This window comes from Myxococcus sp. XM-1-1-1 (assembly GCF_020037095.1).
In the GTDB taxonomy this organism is placed as follows: domain Bacteria; phylum Myxococcota; class Myxococcia; order Myxococcales; family Myxococcaceae; genus Myxococcus; species Myxococcus fulvus.
This window is the reverse complement of record NZ_JAIQDH010000001.1, coordinates 487,072-504,195: the sequence shown is the minus strand read 5'-3', so window position 1 is coordinate 504,195 and position 17,124 is coordinate 487,072. Positions and strand designations below refer to the sequence as shown.

The window sequence follows — 17,124 nt, the reverse complement described above, 5'->3', positions numbered from 1 at the left end:
CATATTCATCCACCTATGCACCGGTCCAGGCCGGGGAGCGCAGGCCCATGAAGCACGTCACCCACATCAAGGATCTCGGCCCCGCGGGTGTGGAGGCCGTCCTCTCTCAGGCGGAGGCTTGGAAGAAGAAGGCCCCCGGCGCGCTCTTCCCGGGGAGCATCCTGGGCATGGTGTTCTTCAACCCGTCCTTGCGCACGCGCACCTCGTTCGAGGCGGTGATGCTGCGCGGGGGTGGCAACGCCATCATCCTGGACGTGGGCGCGGGCGTGTGGAAGCTCGAGCACCGCGAGGGCGCGGTGATGAACCTGGACCGCGCCGAGCACCTCAAGGAGGCCGCGCCCGTCCTGTCGCGCTTCGTGGACATGCTGGGCGTGCGCACCTTCTCGCAGGGCGGCGGTGACGAGGAGGACGAGGTCGACCCCATCATCAACGCGTTCCGCAAGTGGGCCACCGTCCCCGTGGTCAGCATGGAGTCCGCGCGCGAGCACCCCTGCCAGGGCCTGGCGGACGTGCTCACCCTGCGCGAGACGTTCGGCTCCACGAAGAAGCTGCCGGTGACGCTGACGTGGGCGCCCCACATCAAGCCCCTGCCCAAGGCGGTGCCCAACTCGTTCCTGCTCAGCGCGGCCGCGGCCGGCTGCGAGGTGCGCGTGGCCCACCCGCCCGGCTTCGAGCTGCACCCGGCCGTGCGCGCGGAGGCGGAGGCGTACGCCAAGGCCACCGGCGGCAGCATCACCTACACCCACGAGCAGGACGAGGCGCTCGCCGGCAGCCGCGCCGTCTACGCCAAGTCCTGGGGCCCGACGGCCGCGGCGGCCTTCTCGCCCAACGACGTCACGGCGCTGCTCGCGTCGTACTCCGGATGGATGCCCACGCTGCGCACCATGTCGCGCGCCGCCAAGGACGCCGCCTTCCTGCACTGCCTCCCCGTGCGCCGCAACGTGGAGGTCGCCGACGAGGTCCTGGACCACTCCAGCAGCCGCGTGGTGGACGAGGCGGGCAACCGCTTCCACGTCCAGCGCGCCCTCCTGCACTGGATGCGCTCGCAGTCCCTCTGAAAAGCGGCGCCCTTCGAGGCGTGCCCGTCACCCTTCTTCCTTTCGAGGTCTCCCGTGCCCTTGTCGCCCGACCCGTACTCCGCGCTTCGCAACGCCGCGCGCTATGTGCAGCAGTTCCGTCGCAAGACGTTCGTCGTGAAGCTCGGCGGCGCCATGCTGAGCGACCCGCGCCTGCGCCGCTCCGCGTGCGAGCAGATCGCCCTGCTGTGGACCTTCTCCATCCGTCCCGTCGTCGTGCACGGCGGCGGCCCGGAGCTGGACACGCTCTGTGACGCCCTCCACCTGCCGGTGGAGAAGGTGGCGGGCCGCCGCGTCACGTCCGCGCCCGTGCTGGACGCGGCGAAGATGGTGCTCGCCGGCAAGCTGCACACGGACCTGCTCGCGGACCTGCAGGCGGCGGGTGTGCCCGCGGTGGGCCTGAGCGGCGTGGACGCGGGCCTCATCAAGGCGCGCAAGCGTCCTCCCGTCATGGTGACCGAGCCCGGCGCCACCGAGGGCAAGCTCGTGGACTACGGGCTGGTGGGTGACATCGAGGCGGTGGACACGCGCGTCGTCGAGCACCTGCGCTCGGCCGACTACGTGCCCGTCATCGCGCCCCTCTCCGGTGGCGTGGACGGCGCCGTGTACAACACCAACGCGGACACCGTGGCGGCGGCGCTGTCGGTGGCCCTGTCGGCCGAGAAGCTCTTCTTCCTGGTCCAGGTGCCGGGCCTGCTCAAGGACCTGAACGACCCCACGTCGCTGGTGACGCTGGCGAACCTGACGGACCTGGCGACCATGGAGAACACGGGCGCCATCTCCGGCGGCATGCGTCCCAAGGCGCACGCCATCCGCCACGCGCTCGTGGGTGGCGTGGGCAGCGTGCACCTGGTCAGCGGCGTCGCGCCCAACGCGCTGCTCGAGGAGGTCTTCACCAACGAGGGCAGCGGCACCATGGTCGTCCGCGAGAAGGCGCCCAAGACGGCCGCCGGGAACGCGGGATGAAGCCCGCGGAGCTGCTCCAGGCGCTGGTGGCCATCCCCAGCGTGTCGGGTGACGAGCGTCTCATCGCGGACACGGTGTCCGGGTGGGCGGAGGGCTGGGGTGCGCGCGTCCAGCGCAAGGGCCACAACGTGTGGTTCTCCGTGGGCAGCGGCCCCCGGCGCCTGCTCGTCAACTCGCACCTGGACACGGTGAAGCCGTGTGCCGGGTGGACGTACGCGCCCCACGCGCCCGAGTGGCGCGAGGACCGCCTGTACGGCCTGGGCAGCAACGACGCCAAGGGGTGCGTGACGGGGATGCTCGTCGCGGCCCGCACCCTGCTCGCCGAAGGCGCGCCCCAGGGCGGCGAAGTCGTCTTCGCCTTCACCGCCGAGGAGGAGACCGGAGGCCAGGGCCTGGGCACGCTGCTGCCCGAGCTGGGGCCGCTCGACGCCGCGGTGGTGGGCGAGCCGACGAGCCTGAAGCCCTGCACGGCCCAGCGAGGCATGCTGCTCTTGCGCTGCACCGCGCACGGCAAGAGCGCGCACGTGGCGCACGCGCACAAGGCCCAGGCGGTCAACGCCATCCACATGGCGGCCGGGGACATCTCGAAGCTCGCGGAGCTGCGCTTCCCGTCGCATCCGCTGCTGGGTGAGGCGCGGGCGCAGGTGACGCAGATTACCGGGGGCCTGGCGCGCAACCAGGTGCCCGACGCATGTGAGTTCTTCGTGGACCTGCGCACCACGCCGAGCATGGACCACGCGCAGGTGGCGAAGGAGCTGGGCGAGGCGCTCCAGAGCGAGGTGAAGGTGCACTCGGCGCGCTACCTGCCGAAGGCGACGGCGGACCATCAGCCCATCGTCCGCGCGGCGATTGCGGCGTCGGGCGAGGCGCCGGTGGGCTCCAGCACCACGTCCGACTGGGCGTTTTTGGGCGAGCTGCCCGCGGTGAAGGTGGGCCCAGGGGACACGCTGCGAAGCCACCTGGCGGACGAGTACATCACCCGGGCGGAGCTGGAAGCCGGCGCCGCCTTCTACACGCGCCTTCTGCGCGGCTACTTCGAGGAGGTGGCCCGTGGCTGACACCCTGTGGGGCAAGGGCGCCGCGCTGGACGCGGTCATCCACCGTTTCACCGTGGGCGACGACCCCATCGTCGACCTGTCGCTCGCGCCGCACGACGCGCTGGGCAGCGCCGCGCACGCGCGCATGCTGGGCAAGGTGGGGCTCCTGAAGGCCGAGGAGTCCCGCGTGCTCGTGCGCGCGCTCAAGACGCTGCACGACGAGGCCCGCGCGGGCCAGTTCACCATCCGCCCCGAGCAGGAGGACGGCCACACCGCGCTGGAGGCGGCGCTGGTGGAGCGCGTGGGCGAGCCGGGCAAGCGCATCCACCTGGCGCGCTCGCGCAATGACCAGGTGCTGCTCGCGGTGCGCCTGTTCCTGCGCGAGGAGGTGCTCGCGCTCGGCGCGGGCGCCGTGAAGCTCGCCGAGACGTTCCTCGACTTCGCCCAGGCGAACCAGCACGTGGCCCTGCCGGGCTACACGCACCTGCGTCGCGCCATGCCCTCCACCTTCGGCATGTGGGCCATGGCCTTCGCGGAAGGGCTGCTCGAGGAGCTGGAGGCGCTGCGCGGCGTGTGGGGCCGGCTGGACCGGTGTCCGCTCGGCGCGGCCGCGGGCTTCGGCGTGCCCTTGCCCATCGACCGTGAATACGTCGCGTCGCTGCTCGGTTTCAGTCGCGTGCAGAGAAGTCCCATCGATGCGCAGAACGGCCGCGGTCGCCACGAGACCGCGGTGCTGACATGGGCCTGCAGCGTGGCGGGCACGCTGGAGAAGTGGCTGTGGGACGTGCAGCTCTACAGCACGGACGAGTTCGGCTTCCTGGGGCTCCCGGACGCCTTCACCACCGGCTCGTCCATCATGCCGCAGAAGAAGAACCCGGACGTGGTGGAGCTGGCGCGCGGCCGGTGCCGCGAGCTGCGGGGGCTGTTGCACCAGGTGGAGGCCGTGGCGAGCGGACTGCCGTCCAGCTACCACCGTGACTTCCAGCTGCTCAAGCGCCCCACCCTGGCGGCGCTGTCCTCCAGCCGCTCGCTCTTGGATGTGCTGTCCCGGCTGGTGCCGGTGCTCCAGGTCAAGGCGGACGCGGCGCTGGCCGCCTGTGACGACACGCTCTACGCGGCCCACCATGCGTACACGCTGGTGGCTGGGGGACAGGCCTTCCGCGACGCGTACCGGCAGGTGGGCCGGGAGCTGGCGGACGGCACGTTCCACCCGGACCGCGAGGCCCTGACGGCCACCCACCTGGGTGGCGCCGGCAACCTGGGACTGGCCCAGGCCCGTGAGGAGCTCGGCGCCTGGCGCGCCTGGCTCGACGACACCCACCGCGCCCTGGCCACGGCGGCCGAGCGCGTCTGGGATGTGTGACGACGATTCCCCGCGAGGAGTGACGACATGAGCAAGAAGAACGTGGTGCTGGCCTTCTCCGGCGGACTCGATACCGCTTTCTGCACGGTGTACCTGCGAGAGCAGGGCTACAACGTCACCACCGTCACGGTGGACACGGGCGGCTTCCCGCCCGAGCAGCTGGCGAACATCGCGGCCCTGTCGGCGAAGCTGGGCGCCGTGGAGCACATCAAGGTGGACGCGCGCGGCCCCCTCTTCGAGGGCTACCTGCGCTACCTCATCGCCGGCAACGTGCTGCGCGGCCAGGTCTACCCCCTGAGCGTCTCCGCCGAGCGCGCCTGCCAGGCGGTGGAGGTGGTGCGCGTGGCGCGCGAGAAGGGCGTGCAGGCGCTCGCGCACGGCAGCACCGGCGCCGGCAACGACCAGGTGCGCTTCGACGTGGCGTTCCGCTCGCTGGCGGGCGACCTGGAGCTGCTCACCCCCATCCGCACGCTGGGCCTGAGCCGTCAGCAGGAGCTGTCGTTCCTGGCCGAGCGCGGCATCCACATGCCGCCGAAGCTGGGCTCCTACTCGGTCAACGAGGGCATGTGGGGCACGTCCGTGGGCGGCAGCGAGACGCTCAACTCGTGGAGCGCGCTGCCCGAGGCGGCGTTCCCCTCCGGCGAGATTCCCACGGACCTGAAGCCCCGTACGCTGACCGTGGGCTTCGACAAGGGCGTGCCCACGTCGCTGGACGGCAAGGCGCTGGGACCGGTGGAGCTGGTGGAGGCGCTCAACGTGCTGGGCCGTCAGTACGGCATCGGCCGCGGCGTGCACCTGGGTGACACCATCCTGGGCATCAAGGGCCGCGTGGGCTTCGAGGCGCCCGCGGCGCACCTGCTCATCACCTCGCACCGCGAGCTGGAGAAGCTGGTGCTGTCGGGCAAGCAGCTGTTCTGGAAGGAGACCGTGGGCAACCTCTACGGCTCGCTGCTCCACGAGGGTCACTTCTTCGACCCGCTCGTGAAGGACCTGGAGGCGTTCCTCACCTCCTCGCAGGAGCGGGTGACGGGCGAGGTGCGGCTGGTGCTGCACCCGCGGACGCTGGTGGTGGAGGGCGTGCGCTCGCCGTACTCGCTGATGGACGCGAAGGTGGCGACGTACGGAGAGGCGAACGTGTTGTGGACGGGCTCGGAGGCCGCTGGCTTCGCCAAGCTGTACGGCGTGGCGCAGATGCTCTCGCACAAGGCGAAGGGAGGCTGACATGAAGGTCTTCGTCGACAAGGTCGGTAGCGTCACCCGCAACCTGGGCCTGGGGCGCACGGTGCACCTGACGCCCGAGGTGAAGGCCGAGGAGGGCGCCGTCGTCGCCGTGCGCATCCACGGCGAGAAGAGCGTCTACAACCAGCTGGAGGACTGCCACGGCCGGCTCGTGACGCTGCACGCGGGCGACATCATGGTGGGCGCCCTGGGGCACCGCAACGCGCTGCACGGCTACGAGGGCGTGGTGCCGGAGTCCGTCACCGTGGGCCAGCGGCTGCATGTGCTGAACATGGGCGGCGTCATCGGCAAGTGCACCTCGCACAACCCCGGCGTGGGCATGCCCTTCGAGGCGGAGGTGCTGGGCCGGGTGCTGGAGTTCCCGGAGCTGTTGTCGCGCAACGGGCAGCCGGCGCACATCTCCTCGGGCGCGCTCAAGGGCACGGGGACGATGGTGAAGTGCCCCGTCGTCTACGTGGTGGGCACGTGCATGAACGCGGGCAAGACGTACGCGGCCAGCGCCATGGTGCGCAAGCTCGCGCAGGCGGGCTACCGCGTGGGCGGCGCGAAGCTCACGGGGGTGTCGCTGATGCGCGACACGCTGAGCATGCAGGACTCCGGCGCGGACGTGGTGATGGACTTCACGGACGCGGGCATCGTGTGCACGGGGCCTCGCACGGCGGCGCGGGTGGCGCGGGTGCTGTTCAGCGAGCTGGCGTCGGCGGACGTGGACGTCATCGTCGCGGAGACGGGCGACGGCATCATGGGTGAGTACGGCGTGCAGGCGATTCTCGCGGACCCGGAGCTCAAGGGCCTGGCGGGCGCGTGGGTGATGTGCGCGAACGACCCGGTGGGCGCGGCCGGCGGCGTGCGGCATCTGAAGGAGACGTACGGCATCGAGGTGGACGTGCTGGCGGGGCCGGCGACGGACAACGCGGTGGGCGTGCGCTTCGTGGAGCAGGTCGTCGGGGTTCCGGCGCGCAACGCCCGCGCGGACGCGGCGGCGCTGGGTGGTCTCATCCTGGAGAAGCTCACGCCGAAGCTGGGCGTGGGGAGGAAGTCATGACGCGGGCACATATCTACATCCTGGGCGCCTCCGGCTTCGGCGGCGGCGAGCTCTTGCGGATTCTCTCCGGCCACCCGGCGGTGGCGGGCATCCGCGTGGTGTCCCGGCACCACGCCGGTGAGCCCATCCACAAGGTGCACCCGCACCTGCGCGGACTGGTGGACGCGAAGTTCGAGGCGGAGCCGGACTGGCGCTGGCTGGCCGACTCGCAGCAGCCCGTCGTCTTCAGTGCGCTGGGCCACGGGGAGCTGGCCACCCAGTTCCTCGGCCTGGAGAAGAAGTGGGCCGAGGTCGGCCTCGCCGAGCGCGTGCTGCTGGTGGACCTGTCCTCTGACTTCCGCCTGGACCACCCGGGCCGCTACGCGGGCGCCTACGGCAAGCCCCACCCCGCGCCGGACCTGCTGGGCACCTTCACGTACGGCCTCACCGAGTGGAAGCGCGAGGCGCTCAAGGGCGCCAAGCGCATCGCCAACCCGGGCTGCTTCGCCACCGCGGTGCAGCTGGCCCTGTTGCCCATCGCGTCCACGCCGGGGCTGGGCCTCTTGGCCGTGTCGGGCGTGACGGGCTCGTCCGGCTCCGGCTCGCTGCCGGGCGAGGGCACGCACCACCCCACCCGCGCGCACGACTTCCGCGCGTACAAGCCGCTCGAGCACCAGCACGAGGCGGAGGTGGAGGTCATGCTGGTGGCCCACGGCGCGCAGCGCCACCGGTTGGCCTTCGTGCCGCACTCGGCGCCCATGGTGCGCGGCATCTTCGCCACCGTGCAGTTCGAGTGGCCCGAGCACGGCGGCGCGGTGGTGACGCAGTCGCTGACGGACAAGTTCCGCCGCTATTACGAGGGCTCGAAGTTCGTGCGCATCGTCGAGGGCACCCCGCGCATCGCCGCCGTCACCGGCAGCAACTTCTGCGACATCTCCGTCGCGACGAAGGGCCGCTCGGTCGCCGTCATGGCCGCGCTGGACAACCTGGTGAAGGGCATGGCCGGCCAGGCCGTGCAGAACTTCAACGTGTCCCTGGGCCTGCCCGAGGACACCGGCCTGCGCCAGGCGGCCTGCTACCCGTGACGAAGCCCGCGCCCACCCCGAATCCTCCCGGTGGCGGGCGCGACGGCCTCACGACTCAGAGCACGCGGGTGATGGTGAGCTGGGCGACGCCGCCCAGCGAGGACACGCCCGCGGGGTTCATGCACGCCAGGTTCAACAGCGCCGTCGTGTAGGCGATGGTCCAGGTCGCGGTGGCGCCGTAGTACTTCCCGTGCAGCACCGTCCCGGCATACGTCACCACCGTCGTCAGGCCCGCGACGCTGACGTCGACGGACGTGTAGTCGAACCGGGAGAACTCCCCGGTGTTCCAGGTGATGGTGGCCTCACCGGCCCCCGTGGCCAGCGGGTTCGAGCACGTCAGCCCGGTGCGCTCATAGGGCCCCGTCGTCACGTTGCCGTTGAGGACGACCTGTCCCAGCACCGTCAGGCAGTTGCTGAAGGCCGATGAGGTCGTCACGTCGATGTCCCGGGGCGTCATCGTCGCCGCGGGGGAGAACGTCCGCGTGGAGGTCCCCAGCTCACAGATGACGCTCACCGGCTCCGCGGCGAGCACCGCGCCCGCGGGCGCCACCAGCGCCGCACAGAACAGACTCTTCGACAGCCAGACACCCAGACGACGCGTCAGCGTGCTCATGCATGCTCCAGGAATGGGGTTTCGGGTGGACCCGAGGCCCGCGGTCGACCCGGTGCCACTGTCACGCCGCACGCGCGCGCGGACCATTGAACCTGGGGACACGGCGACATCCACCTCCCGCTGCTGCGGGCGCTGTTGCGGGCCGCTTGTCAGGAGTCACCGTGCCACGCAGTCGCGTACGTGGAAGCCTCCAGCCTTCGTCGAAAGTCGTGCGTGCGCTCGCGCGTGAGAATCTTCCGCCAGCACGTCAGGCACTCCATGTGCCCGCGTCCGGGTTGCGCCCTTGCTCCCTGCTCTCGACGAAAGGCCGCGCATGCCCATCGCTGAATGTGCTGGAGGCTGTCCTCGCGTCATCTCGCTCTCGGTGGACCCCGCGGGAAATCCCGTGGCCGCGGCCCAGCCGGAGCACTTCGCCACCCACTACCGACACTGCCCCTCCTGCCGGCGCTTCTGGTGCGAGCGCTGCGTCGGTGAAACCCTCGCCTGCATCCGCTGCGCTGGCCCGCTCGAGTCCCCCACCCCGCGCCACGCGCTGGACATCCTCTTCGGCGGACGGATTCCCGAAGGGCTGCTGGCCAGCCTCGACCTCGGGGCCGCGGAGGACGACTCGAAGCGACAGGGAGGGAACTAGCCATGGCTCGCATTGCACGCGCCCTGCTGTTCGGTCGCAATCCCTCCCAGCACGACACCTTCGACGTGGAAGCCGAGGCCGCGGAGGCCCTGGGGTTCGACACGTACCAGGTGGACCTGGCCGCGCTGCTCAACGGCAACGTCGAGCTGGCGCTCGAGGCGGTGCCGCACCAAGGCCCCCTGCGCCTGCTCTACCGGGGCTGGATGCTCACCGAGGAGGAGTACACCTCGCTCGACGAGGCCCTCTCCGAGCGCGGCCACCGGCTCACCACCACGCCCACGCAGTACGCCGCCGCGCTGTACCTGCCCCTCTGGTACCCGCGCCTCGCGCGCTACACCGCGCGCTCCATCTGGACGGAGGGCACGGTGGCCCGCGCGGCCTGGAGCGAAGCGGCCCGCGTGCTCGGCCCTCCGCCGTGGATTCTCAAGGACCACGTGAAGTCCGCGAAGGAGCGCTGGGAGGAGGCCTGCCACGTGCCCGCCGGCGCCACGCTCGAGGACTTCTCGCGCACGTGCGAGAACCTCGTGGAGGAGCGCGGCGAGCGCTTCGAGCGGGGGCTCGTCGTGCGCAAGTACCTGCCCCTCAAGGTCTACGGCCGCACGCCCACCGGCCCCGCCCACCTGGAGTTCCGCCTCTTCTTCGGCCACGGCCGCCTGCTCGCCGCCGAGCCTCAGCATGAGTTCGACGTCGAGGTCCCCGACTTCTCATCCTTCGAGCCGCTGGGACGCCGCATCGACTCACCCTTCTTCACCCTCGACGTCGCCATGCTCCAGGACGGCGGCTGGGCCGTCATCGAGGTGAACGACGGCGGCGTCTCCGGCCTGCCTCCGGGGCTGGACCCTCACGCCCTCTTCGAGCCCCTGCTGGGGACCGGGTAGACAGGCACCCGCCACGCCATCTGCACCTGGGTGCCCCGCCACGCGGGGCATCTGGGTTATGGTCCGTTCCTTTGAAGTTTTGACGTCAAACCAGGCAAGGAACGATGCATTTCGAATTGGCCTTCGTCCTCATCTTCGCAGTCGCGACCGCGGTGGCCATCGCGGCGCGGTATTTCAAGATTCCCTACACGGTGGCCCTGGTGGTGGCGGGGTTGTCGTTGGGCGCGGTGCATCTGTTCGAGCCACCGCACCTCACCAAGGAGCTGCTCTTCGCCATCATCCTGCCGGGCCTCTTGTTCGAGGCGGCGTTCCACCTCGAGTTCCGCAAGTTCTGGAAGAACAAGCTGACCATCCACGCCATGGCGATTCCGGGCGTGGCGGCGTCGGCGGGCCTGACGGCGTTCATCCTGTCGCACTGGGTGGAGGGGATGAACGTGGTGACGGGGTTCGGGATGATTCCGGCGATGGTGTTCGCGTCGGTCATCGTCTCCACGGACCCGATTGCGGTGGTGGGCCTGTTCAAGTCGCTGGGCGCACCCAAGCGGCTGCTCATCCTGGTGGAGGGTGAGAGCCTGCTGAACGACGGCACCGCCGTGGTGCTGTTCACGCTGGTGGTGGCGGTGGCGATGGGCGGCCAGTTCACGGTGGGCGGCGCGGTGATGGACTTCATCAAGGTCGCCGGCATGGGCATGGTGGTGGGCAGCGCGGTGGGCTACGTGGCCGCGCGGGTCATCAAGAAGGTGGATGACGCGATGGTGGAGATCACCTGCACCGTCATCGCGGCGTACGGCTCGTTCGTCATCGCGGAGAACTTCCACTACTCGGGCGTCATCGCGACGGTGGTGGCCGGCATGCTGTGCGGCAACTGGGCCACGCACGAGGGTATGAGCCCCACCACGCGCGTCGCGGTGGAGAGCTTCTGGGAGTACTGGTCCTTCGCGCTCAACTCGGTGGTGTTCCTGCTCATCGGCCTGGAGGTGAACCTCACCTCGCTGCTCGCGTCGTGGAAGCCGATTCTGGCGGCCTACTTCGCGGTCATCGCGGGCCGCGCGGTGGTGGTGTACGGCGTGTCCGCCATCCTGAAGCTCACGTCGGAGCGCATGCCGTGGTCCTGGAGCGCGGTGCTCACGTGGGCCGGCCTGCGCGGCGCCATCTCCATGGTGCTGGTGCTCAGCCTTCCGGCGGACTTCGCGCACCGCGAGCTGCTCGTGAACATGACGTTCGGCGTGGTGGTGCTCTCCATCGTGTTCCAGGGCCTCACCATGGCGCCGCTGTTGCGCAAGCTGCGCATCACGGGCCTCAAGGACGAGTACCAGGAGCAGTACGAGCTGGCGCGCGGTCGACTGGGTGCCATCCACGCGGCGATGGCCGCGCTCGAGGCGATGCGTCGCTCGCGGGAGATTCCCGGCGACGTGGTGAGCCAGGTCGAGAAGGACTACCAGGAGAAGGAGCGCGTGATGGAGGCGGAGCTGGCGCAGCTCAAGCAGCAGTCGATGCGCTTCCACGAGGAGGAGCACCAGGAGGCCATCCGCCGCGTGCTCATCGTCGAGAAGGAGTCGCTGCTCAAGGCGTACCAGTCGGCGACCATCGGCAAGGAGGCCTTCGCGAGGCTCACCGCGGAGCTGGACGAGCGCATCGCCCAGGCCGACGCCGCCGAGGCCCACACCTCCTCGCCCGCCGCACCGTCGACGCCCACGAGCGCCGTCGGGACGTGAAGTACGTCAGGGCACGGGAGGCTTCGGTGACTCCGGAGCCTCCGGTGCCTGGGCGGTCAGGGACTGCTCGGGCAGGCGAATCACCTGCCCGGGGAGCGCCTCACCGAGGGGCCCTGCTGTCGTAGCACTCGTCGTCGAGGCCCCCAGGGTCTCCACCGCGCTCGGGGCTGGCACCACAGCAGCCGCTTCCGAGGCGGAGACAGGCGCCACCGCCGAGGAGACCTCCGCGGCTGGAGTGCCCTCGAGAGAAGGCGTCGCCGCCGTCGCGGTGCCGGAGGCCACCTGGGCCTCGCGCTGCTCCAGTCGGGCGCCCCCCTGCTCCGCCGCGCGGAGGAACTCGTCGTACTCGGACTTGCGGGCCTCGGACTTCGCCTGCGTCTTCTCCGTCTGCTTCGCCGCCGCGTCCCGGCCGAGCTTCAGCGCACGGGCGCTGAGCACCACGCCGCCCGCGAAGGCGAAGACGTTCAGCACCGAGCCCAGACCGCCCAGCCACAGCGCATCCGCACCGCCCTGCACGAAGCCCAGCGCGAGGACGAAGGTGGCGCCGGACACCGCCGCGCCCGCCGCCGTCTTCCACGGCCGCAGCTCCATCACCCGACCCGCGCCGTAGCAGAGCGCCGGCAGCACCGCGAGCACCCACAGGTTCTCCAGCAGCACCGCGATGAAAATCTTGAGCGGCCCGAAGGACAGCGACTGCACCCGCTGGCTCAGCCGCAGCGTCAGCGACACGCTCAGCGTCGAGCCCGCGACCAGCGCGATGAAACCCAGTCCCACGATGAACTGGAAACGGCGGATTCGAACACGCAACGGCTCGAGGGCACTGGTCTTGGGGCTCACGGCCGGCAGCCTACTCCACTTCAGCCCTCGTCCTCGTCCGCGTCCGCCTCGCCCCCCGGTGAGCGAGGAGGCGGGCCGTCCGCGTAGAAGACCTCCTCCAGCACCAGCCCCTGGGGAGGCGCCGTGGGCCCGGCCTTCTTCCGGTCCCGAGAGGCCAGCACCTCGGCCACCCACGCCTCGGACCGACGGCCCTTGCCCACCTCCACCAGCGTCCCGACGAGGTTTCGGACCATGTGCTTCAGGAAGGCCGTCCCCTCCACCACGAAGCTGATGGCCCCACCCGGCTCGCCCTCGACGGACAGCCGGCGCACCTCGCGGACTGCGTGTTTGGCCTGGCAGTCCGACGCCCGGAACGCGGAGTAGTCATGCCGGCCCAACAGGTGCGCCGACGCCCTCCGCATCGCCTCCACGTCCAGCGGCGCGAACACCTCCCAGTGCGTCGTGCGCAAGAGCGGCGAGCGCGTGCGGCGATTGTTCACCCGGTAACGGTAACGCTTGCCCCGGGACCAGCGCCTCGGGTCGAACCCATCCGGGGCCTCCACCGCGCTCACCACCGCGACGTCCTCCGGCAACAAGCTGTTGAGGCCCTGCACATAGGCCTTCAGCGGCAGCGCGCGCTCGGTGTCGAAGCAGATGACCTGCCCCGTCGCGTGCACGCCCGAATCGGTGCGCCCGGCGGAGCGCACGGACACCTGTTCTCCAAGCAACCTCCCCAGCGACTCCTCGAGCACGGCCTGGAGGGCGCGGCCATTGGGTTGCACCTGCCAACCCACGTACCGCGTGCCCTCGTATTCGAGCGTCAGCTTCAGCCGAGGCATGTCAGCGGTACTTGAGCCAGGACTCGAGGAGCTCGGCCACCATGCGGCCCGGCTGCACGTTGTTGCGGCGGGCCACGGCCTCCAGCGCCTCCAACTGCTCCACGGTGAGCGGCACGGCCAGCATGCGCGGCTCGGTGCGCTCCTCGGGACCACCGGGCGCGAGCGCGGCGATTCCCGGCGGAATCGTCAGGGGTGTGGTGACGGCGGGGGAAGGCTCGGACACGGGCGGCGGAGCGGTGTCCAGCGCGCCGACGACCTCGGACAGCTCCAGTGCCTCCTCGGAGGTGGGCGCGGTGGCCTGGCGCGCGCGCTGGCGGCGCTGCTCCTCCTGGAGCTCCTCCTCGAAGAGCTGCTTGATGAAGTTGGCCAGGTGCAGCGGCGTGGGCGTGAAGTCGTACGCGTCCAGGAACGCGTCCAGGTCCTTCTGCATCTCCGCCGCCGTCTGATAGCGGCGCTCGCGATCCCTCTCGAGCGCCTTCATCAGGATGACCTCGACGCGCTCGGGCAGATCCTCGCGGAAGTACGAGGGCGCGTAGATCTTCCCCTCGGTGATGCTGCGCATCACGGCGACCTCGGACTCGCCCGTGAAGAGCTTGAAGCCCGTGAGCCATTCGTAGAGCACGACGCCGAGCGAGAACACGTCGCTGCGGCAGTCCAGCGCCTTGCCCAGACACTGCTCGGGGCTCATGTAGCTGAGCTTGCCCTTGATTTCGCCCGTGCGCGTCTGGCTGACCTGGTTGGCCGCCTTGGCGATGCCGAAGTCGAGGATCTTCACCGAGCCGTCGAAGGCGACGACGATGTTCTCCGGCGACACGTCCCTGTGAACGATGTTGAGCGGGTTGTCGTAGAGGTCCACCTTCGTGTGCGCGTGGTGCAGGCCCGCGCAGACGCAGGAGGCGATCTTCACCGCGTAGACCAGCGGGAAGGGGATGCCGAGCGCCTCCGCCTTGGGGACGACGCGGCGCATGTCGCGGCCGGCCACGTACTCCATGGCGATGAAGTAGCTCTCCGCGATTTTGCCCAGGTCGTGGATCTGCACGACGTTGGGGTGGTTGAGCTGGGCGGCGAGCCGGGCCTCGTTGAGGAACATCTTCACGAAGGCCGCGTGCTTGGACAGGTGCGGGCGGATGCGCTTGATGACGACGGGCGACTCGCGTCCGTCCTCACCTTCCTGGTGCGCGAGGAAGATCTCCGCCATCCCTCCAACGGCGATGCGGTCGATGAGCCGGTACTTGCCGAAGCGACCGGTTTCGCGCTGCTGCGGTGCGGCGGGAGACATGGACCCTGGACCTTAACCCGCGCCAGGGCACCTCGCGCTAACGAAGTTGGACGACGTGGACCTTCAAGGCCGGCTCCTGGCCAGGAGGGCTCGGGAAGTCGAGGGAAGAAGGCCCCGTCGACCCCAGCCCCCTCCCCTGTCGTCCGGCCAGGGCGATGCCCTCGGCCACCATCGTCTCGAAGCGCTTCAGGGGCAGGCCCGCATGGTTGCAGCAGGCGACCAGCCGGCCTCCCGGTGCGACGACGCGAGCGGCGGCCTCGGCCAGTCGGGCGTAGTCGCGCGCCGCGGAGAAGCGGGCCTCCTTCGTGTTGGAGAAGGACGGAGGATCCGCGATGACGAGGTCGAACGCCTCGCCCTTCTTCGCCAATCGCTTGAGCCAGTCGAAGACGTCCCCGGCCACGTAGTCATAGCGGTCCGCGGACTGTCCGTTGAGGCGCGCGTTCTCCTCGCCCCATTCGAGCACGCGGCGGCTCGCGTCCACGTTGAGCGCCCGCTTCGCGCCGGCCGCGGTGGCGACGACGCCGAACGCGCAGGTGTAAGAGAAGAGGTTGAGCACGGTGAGGCCGCGCGCCTCGTTCAGGAGCCACGCGCGGGTTTCGCGCATGTCCAGGTACAGGCCGACGGAGAGTCCCTGTCCGGGGCGGATGAGGAAGGACAGGCCGTTCTCGAACGCCGTGAGGGACTCGATGGGCTCACCGCGCGCGGCGCTCTCCGGTGCGAGCGTCTCCTTCGCCACGTTGGCGAGGACACGGGCCTCCCGGGGGCGACGCTTGAGATAGAGGCTCGTCGGAGCCCACGCGGCCATCGCGGCGTCGAGGAGGGACTCTTCTTCCGAGGCGGAGAGGTCGCGGTAGAGGCTGACGACGTACAGCCCGCCGAAGCGGTCGACGGTGACGTCGGGGACGCCGTCCGCCTCGCCATTGAGGACGCGGAAGGCGGTGGTGCGAGGGTCGTCGAGCAGGGGGCCGCGCCGGGCCTGCGCGGTCCGCAGGGTGTCCACGAGGGTGGGCATGGGCCCTCCCTGTATCAGCTTCCCAGCCGCGCGCGGGACCAGACGCGCTCGAGCGCCTCGGTGGCGGCGAGGGACAGGTCCACGTAGTCGGTGCCGAGCAGCTGTCCTTCACGCACACGGACGCGGCCATCGACGATAGTCCAGGCGACGGGAGAGCGAGCGAGCTGTCCGATGAGATAGGGCGAGTAGCCCGTCTCGGGGTCCGCGGCGGGAATCGAATCGTAGACGACGAGGTCGGCGAGGCTGCCCTCCTCGACGGTGCCCGAGGGCAGACCGAACAGGCGCGTACACAGCTCCGCGGGCCCGCTGACGAGCAGGTGCGCGAGCGTGCTGTCCACGTCGGGCAGGTGACCCGCACGGGAGATGCGCAGCACACCGACGAGGGCCGCGAGCAGCTCGTCCTGGAGAGTCCCGTGGCCGCCAGTGCCCAGGCCGAGCAGGTGCAGGCGAAGGAGGATGGCCTCCATCGGGTCCGTGCCACGCTCGAGGGTGCGCACGCCCCGCGCCGCGAGGGACACGAAGGTCTCGGTCTGCTCCAGGCGGGTGGCCTCGGCACTGTCCAGGGCGCGGGCATAGCCGGCGATGGCGCGAGGGCCGAGCAGCCCGAGCGAGTCGAGCCGGGGCACCACGCGCTGACCATGTCGCGCGTAGGTGGTGCTGAGGTCGTCCTCGTTCTCGGCGAGGTGGAAGACGGTGGGGACGTCGAGCTCCGCGCTCAGGCGGGAGATGCGCGACAGGAGTGAGTCCTCGCAGGTGTACGAGGCGTGGAAGCCGAGCGCACCGCGCACGAGGCGGTGCTTCGCATGACGGCGGGCGAAGTCCGCGTTGGCGTCGAGCCACGCGTCCGCTTGGGAGGCGCCGTCCATGCTGTGCGTGGCATGGCTGGTGACGAGGCGCAGGCCGACACTCTCGGAGGCGCGGGCCTGGGCGGCGAGACCACCGGCGACATCAGAGCAGGCGAGGTGCTCGACGACGAGGGTGACGCCGTCACGAAGGGCCCGCGCGGCGGCGAAGCGCGTGAGGGCCTCCACGTCCTCGGAGGAGACGAGGCGGGCCACGCGGCGCATGCGCTCCAGTCGCTCGCGAGGCGGCAGGAGGAGGAACTGGCCATTGGGCGGCAACAGCTGCCCGTTGACGAGGTGCGAGTGGCTGTCGACCAGGCCCGGAGCGACGAGGCGTCCGCGACAGGCGACCTCCCAGTCACCTGGCAGCACCGGTACCTGGGCGTCGGGAGCGACGCGACGGATGACGCCACCTTCGACCACCACGGCCATGCCACGGCGGACCCGACCGTCCGCTCGGAACACAGCGCAGTTCTTCAGCAGCAGGCGACCTTCCATGTCCGGCATCTGTCATAGCACGGCTTCCCCGAGGGGGGAGCAGGACAAGTCGGGGAATCCTGGGGCCGATATGGGGACTTGCCAGACGCGGGCAACTCGGTGCAGGGCCCGCGAGCTCCTCGGAGGGCCCGTCACGTATGCATCGAGGCGTCTTTCTGACTGTGATTTGCTCGGCGGACGCTGGCCAACGCGAGGAGAGCAGGCTTTGCGA

Annotated in this window: 16 protein-coding genes; 10 read left to right on the top strand and 6 right to left on the bottom strand. The window is 70.4% G+C overall.

Going from position 1 to position 17,124, the window contains the following annotated elements:
• Positions 1–47: 47 nt before the first annotated feature.
• Genes K8640_RS02035 through argC form a run of 7 tightly spaced genes read left to right on the top strand, consistent with a single transcriptional unit; the run spans position 48 to position 7,790 of the window.
• Positions 48–1,058: an N-acetylornithine carbamoyltransferase gene (locus tag K8640_RS02035; RefSeq protein WP_046715156.1), complete on the top strand. Its 1,011-nt coding sequence runs from the start codon at positions 48–50 to the stop codon at positions 1,056–1,058.
• A gap of 54 nt (positions 1,059–1,112) precedes the next feature.
• Positions 1,113–2,042: an acetylglutamate kinase gene (gene argB, locus K8640_RS02030; protein WP_141323719.1), complete on the top strand. Its 930-nt coding sequence runs from the start codon at positions 1,113–1,115 to the stop codon at positions 2,040–2,042.
• Positions 2,039–3,100 (top strand): M20/M25/M40 family metallo-hydrolase, encoded by a 1,062-nt coding sequence (locus tag K8640_RS02025; protein WP_223745533.1) that lies wholly within the window; start codon positions 2,039–2,041, stop codon positions 3,098–3,100. Before argB ends, K8640_RS02025 begins: the two co-directional genes overlap by 4 nt.
• The gene (gene argH / locus K8640_RS02020) at positions 3,093–4,442 is read left to right on the top strand and encodes an argininosuccinate lyase (protein WP_223745532.1); all 1,350 of its coding nucleotides are present in this window, start codon (positions 3,093–3,095) and stop codon (positions 4,440–4,442) included. Before K8640_RS02025 ends, argH begins: the two co-directional genes overlap by 8 nt.
• Before the next feature lie 27 nt (positions 4,443–4,469).
• Positions 4,470–5,663: an argininosuccinate synthase gene (gene argG / locus K8640_RS02015; RefSeq protein ID WP_223745531.1), complete on the top strand. Its 1,194-nt coding sequence runs from the start codon at positions 4,470–4,472 to the stop codon at positions 5,661–5,663.
• A gap of 1 nt (position 5,664) precedes the next feature.
• A complete protein-coding gene (locus K8640_RS02010) occupies positions 5,665–6,726 on the top strand; it encodes a hypothetical protein (protein ID WP_223745530.1) in 1,062 nt (353 codons plus the stop codon).
• Positions 6,723–7,790 (top strand): N-acetyl-gamma-glutamyl-phosphate reductase, encoded by a 1,068-nt coding sequence (gene argC, locus K8640_RS02005; RefSeq protein ID WP_046715162.1) that lies wholly within the window; start codon positions 6,723–6,725, stop codon positions 7,788–7,790. Before K8640_RS02010 ends, argC begins: the two co-directional genes overlap by 4 nt.
• 55 nt (positions 7,791–7,845) lie before the next feature.
• Here the strand turns inward: argC and K8640_RS02000 are convergent, their stop codons facing one another.
• Positions 7,846–8,403: a hypothetical protein gene (locus tag K8640_RS02000; protein WP_223745529.1), complete on the bottom strand. Its 558-nt coding sequence runs from the start codon at positions 8,401–8,403 to the stop codon at positions 7,846–7,848.
• 313 nt (positions 8,404–8,716) lie between these two features.
• On the opposite strand from K8640_RS02000, the gene K8640_RS01995 reads away from it, so the two are divergent.
• From K8640_RS01995 to K8640_RS01985, 3 genes are all read left to right on the top strand, one after another.
• Complete coding sequence (locus K8640_RS01995; protein WP_223745528.1) at positions 8,717–9,034, top strand: hypothetical protein; 318 nt, start codon at positions 8,717–8,719, stop codon at positions 9,032–9,034.
• Between the two features lie 2 nt (positions 9,035–9,036).
• The gene (locus tag K8640_RS01990; RefSeq protein ID WP_223745527.1) at positions 9,037–9,912 is read left to right on the top strand and encodes an ATP-grasp domain-containing protein; all 876 of its coding nucleotides are present in this window, start codon (positions 9,037–9,039) and stop codon (positions 9,910–9,912) included.
• 104 nt (positions 9,913–10,016) lie between these two features.
• Complete coding sequence (locus K8640_RS01985; RefSeq protein WP_223745526.1) at positions 10,017–11,627, top strand: Na+/H+ antiporter; 1,611 nt, start codon at positions 10,017–10,019, stop codon at positions 11,625–11,627.
• Between the two features lie 6 nt (positions 11,628–11,633).
• On the opposite strand, the gene K8640_RS01980 is transcribed toward K8640_RS01985, so the two are convergent.
• The 5 genes from K8640_RS01980 to K8640_RS01960 are packed head-to-tail and all read right to left on the bottom strand — an operon-like array spanning position 11,634 to position 16,913.
• Positions 11,634–12,464 carry a hypothetical protein gene (locus K8640_RS01980; RefSeq protein ID WP_223745525.1) on the bottom strand — a complete coding sequence of 277 codons (831 nt, stop codon included), beginning with the start codon at positions 12,462–12,464 and terminating at the stop codon, positions 11,634–11,636.
• Between the two features lie 20 nt (positions 12,465–12,484).
• Positions 12,485–13,282, bottom strand: a complete 798-nt coding sequence (truA, locus tag K8640_RS01975; RefSeq protein WP_223745524.1) for a tRNA pseudouridine(38-40) synthase TruA — start codon at positions 13,280–13,282, stop codon at positions 12,485–12,487.
• Position 13,283: 1 nt separating this feature from the next.
• Positions 13,284–14,561: a serine/threonine-protein kinase gene (locus K8640_RS01970; protein ID WP_223745523.1), complete on the bottom strand. Its 1,278-nt coding sequence runs from the start codon at positions 14,559–14,561 to the stop codon at positions 13,284–13,286.
• 37 nt (positions 14,562–14,598) lie between these two features.
• A complete protein-coding gene (locus K8640_RS01965; protein ID WP_223745522.1) occupies positions 14,599–15,573 on the bottom strand; it encodes a class I SAM-dependent rRNA methyltransferase in 975 nt (324 codons plus the stop codon).
• Between the two features lie 14 nt (positions 15,574–15,587).
• Positions 15,588–16,913: an amidohydrolase family protein gene (locus K8640_RS01960; protein WP_223745521.1), complete on the bottom strand. Its 1,326-nt coding sequence runs from the start codon at positions 16,911–16,913 to the stop codon at positions 15,588–15,590.
• Positions 16,914–17,124: the final 211 nt, after the last annotated feature.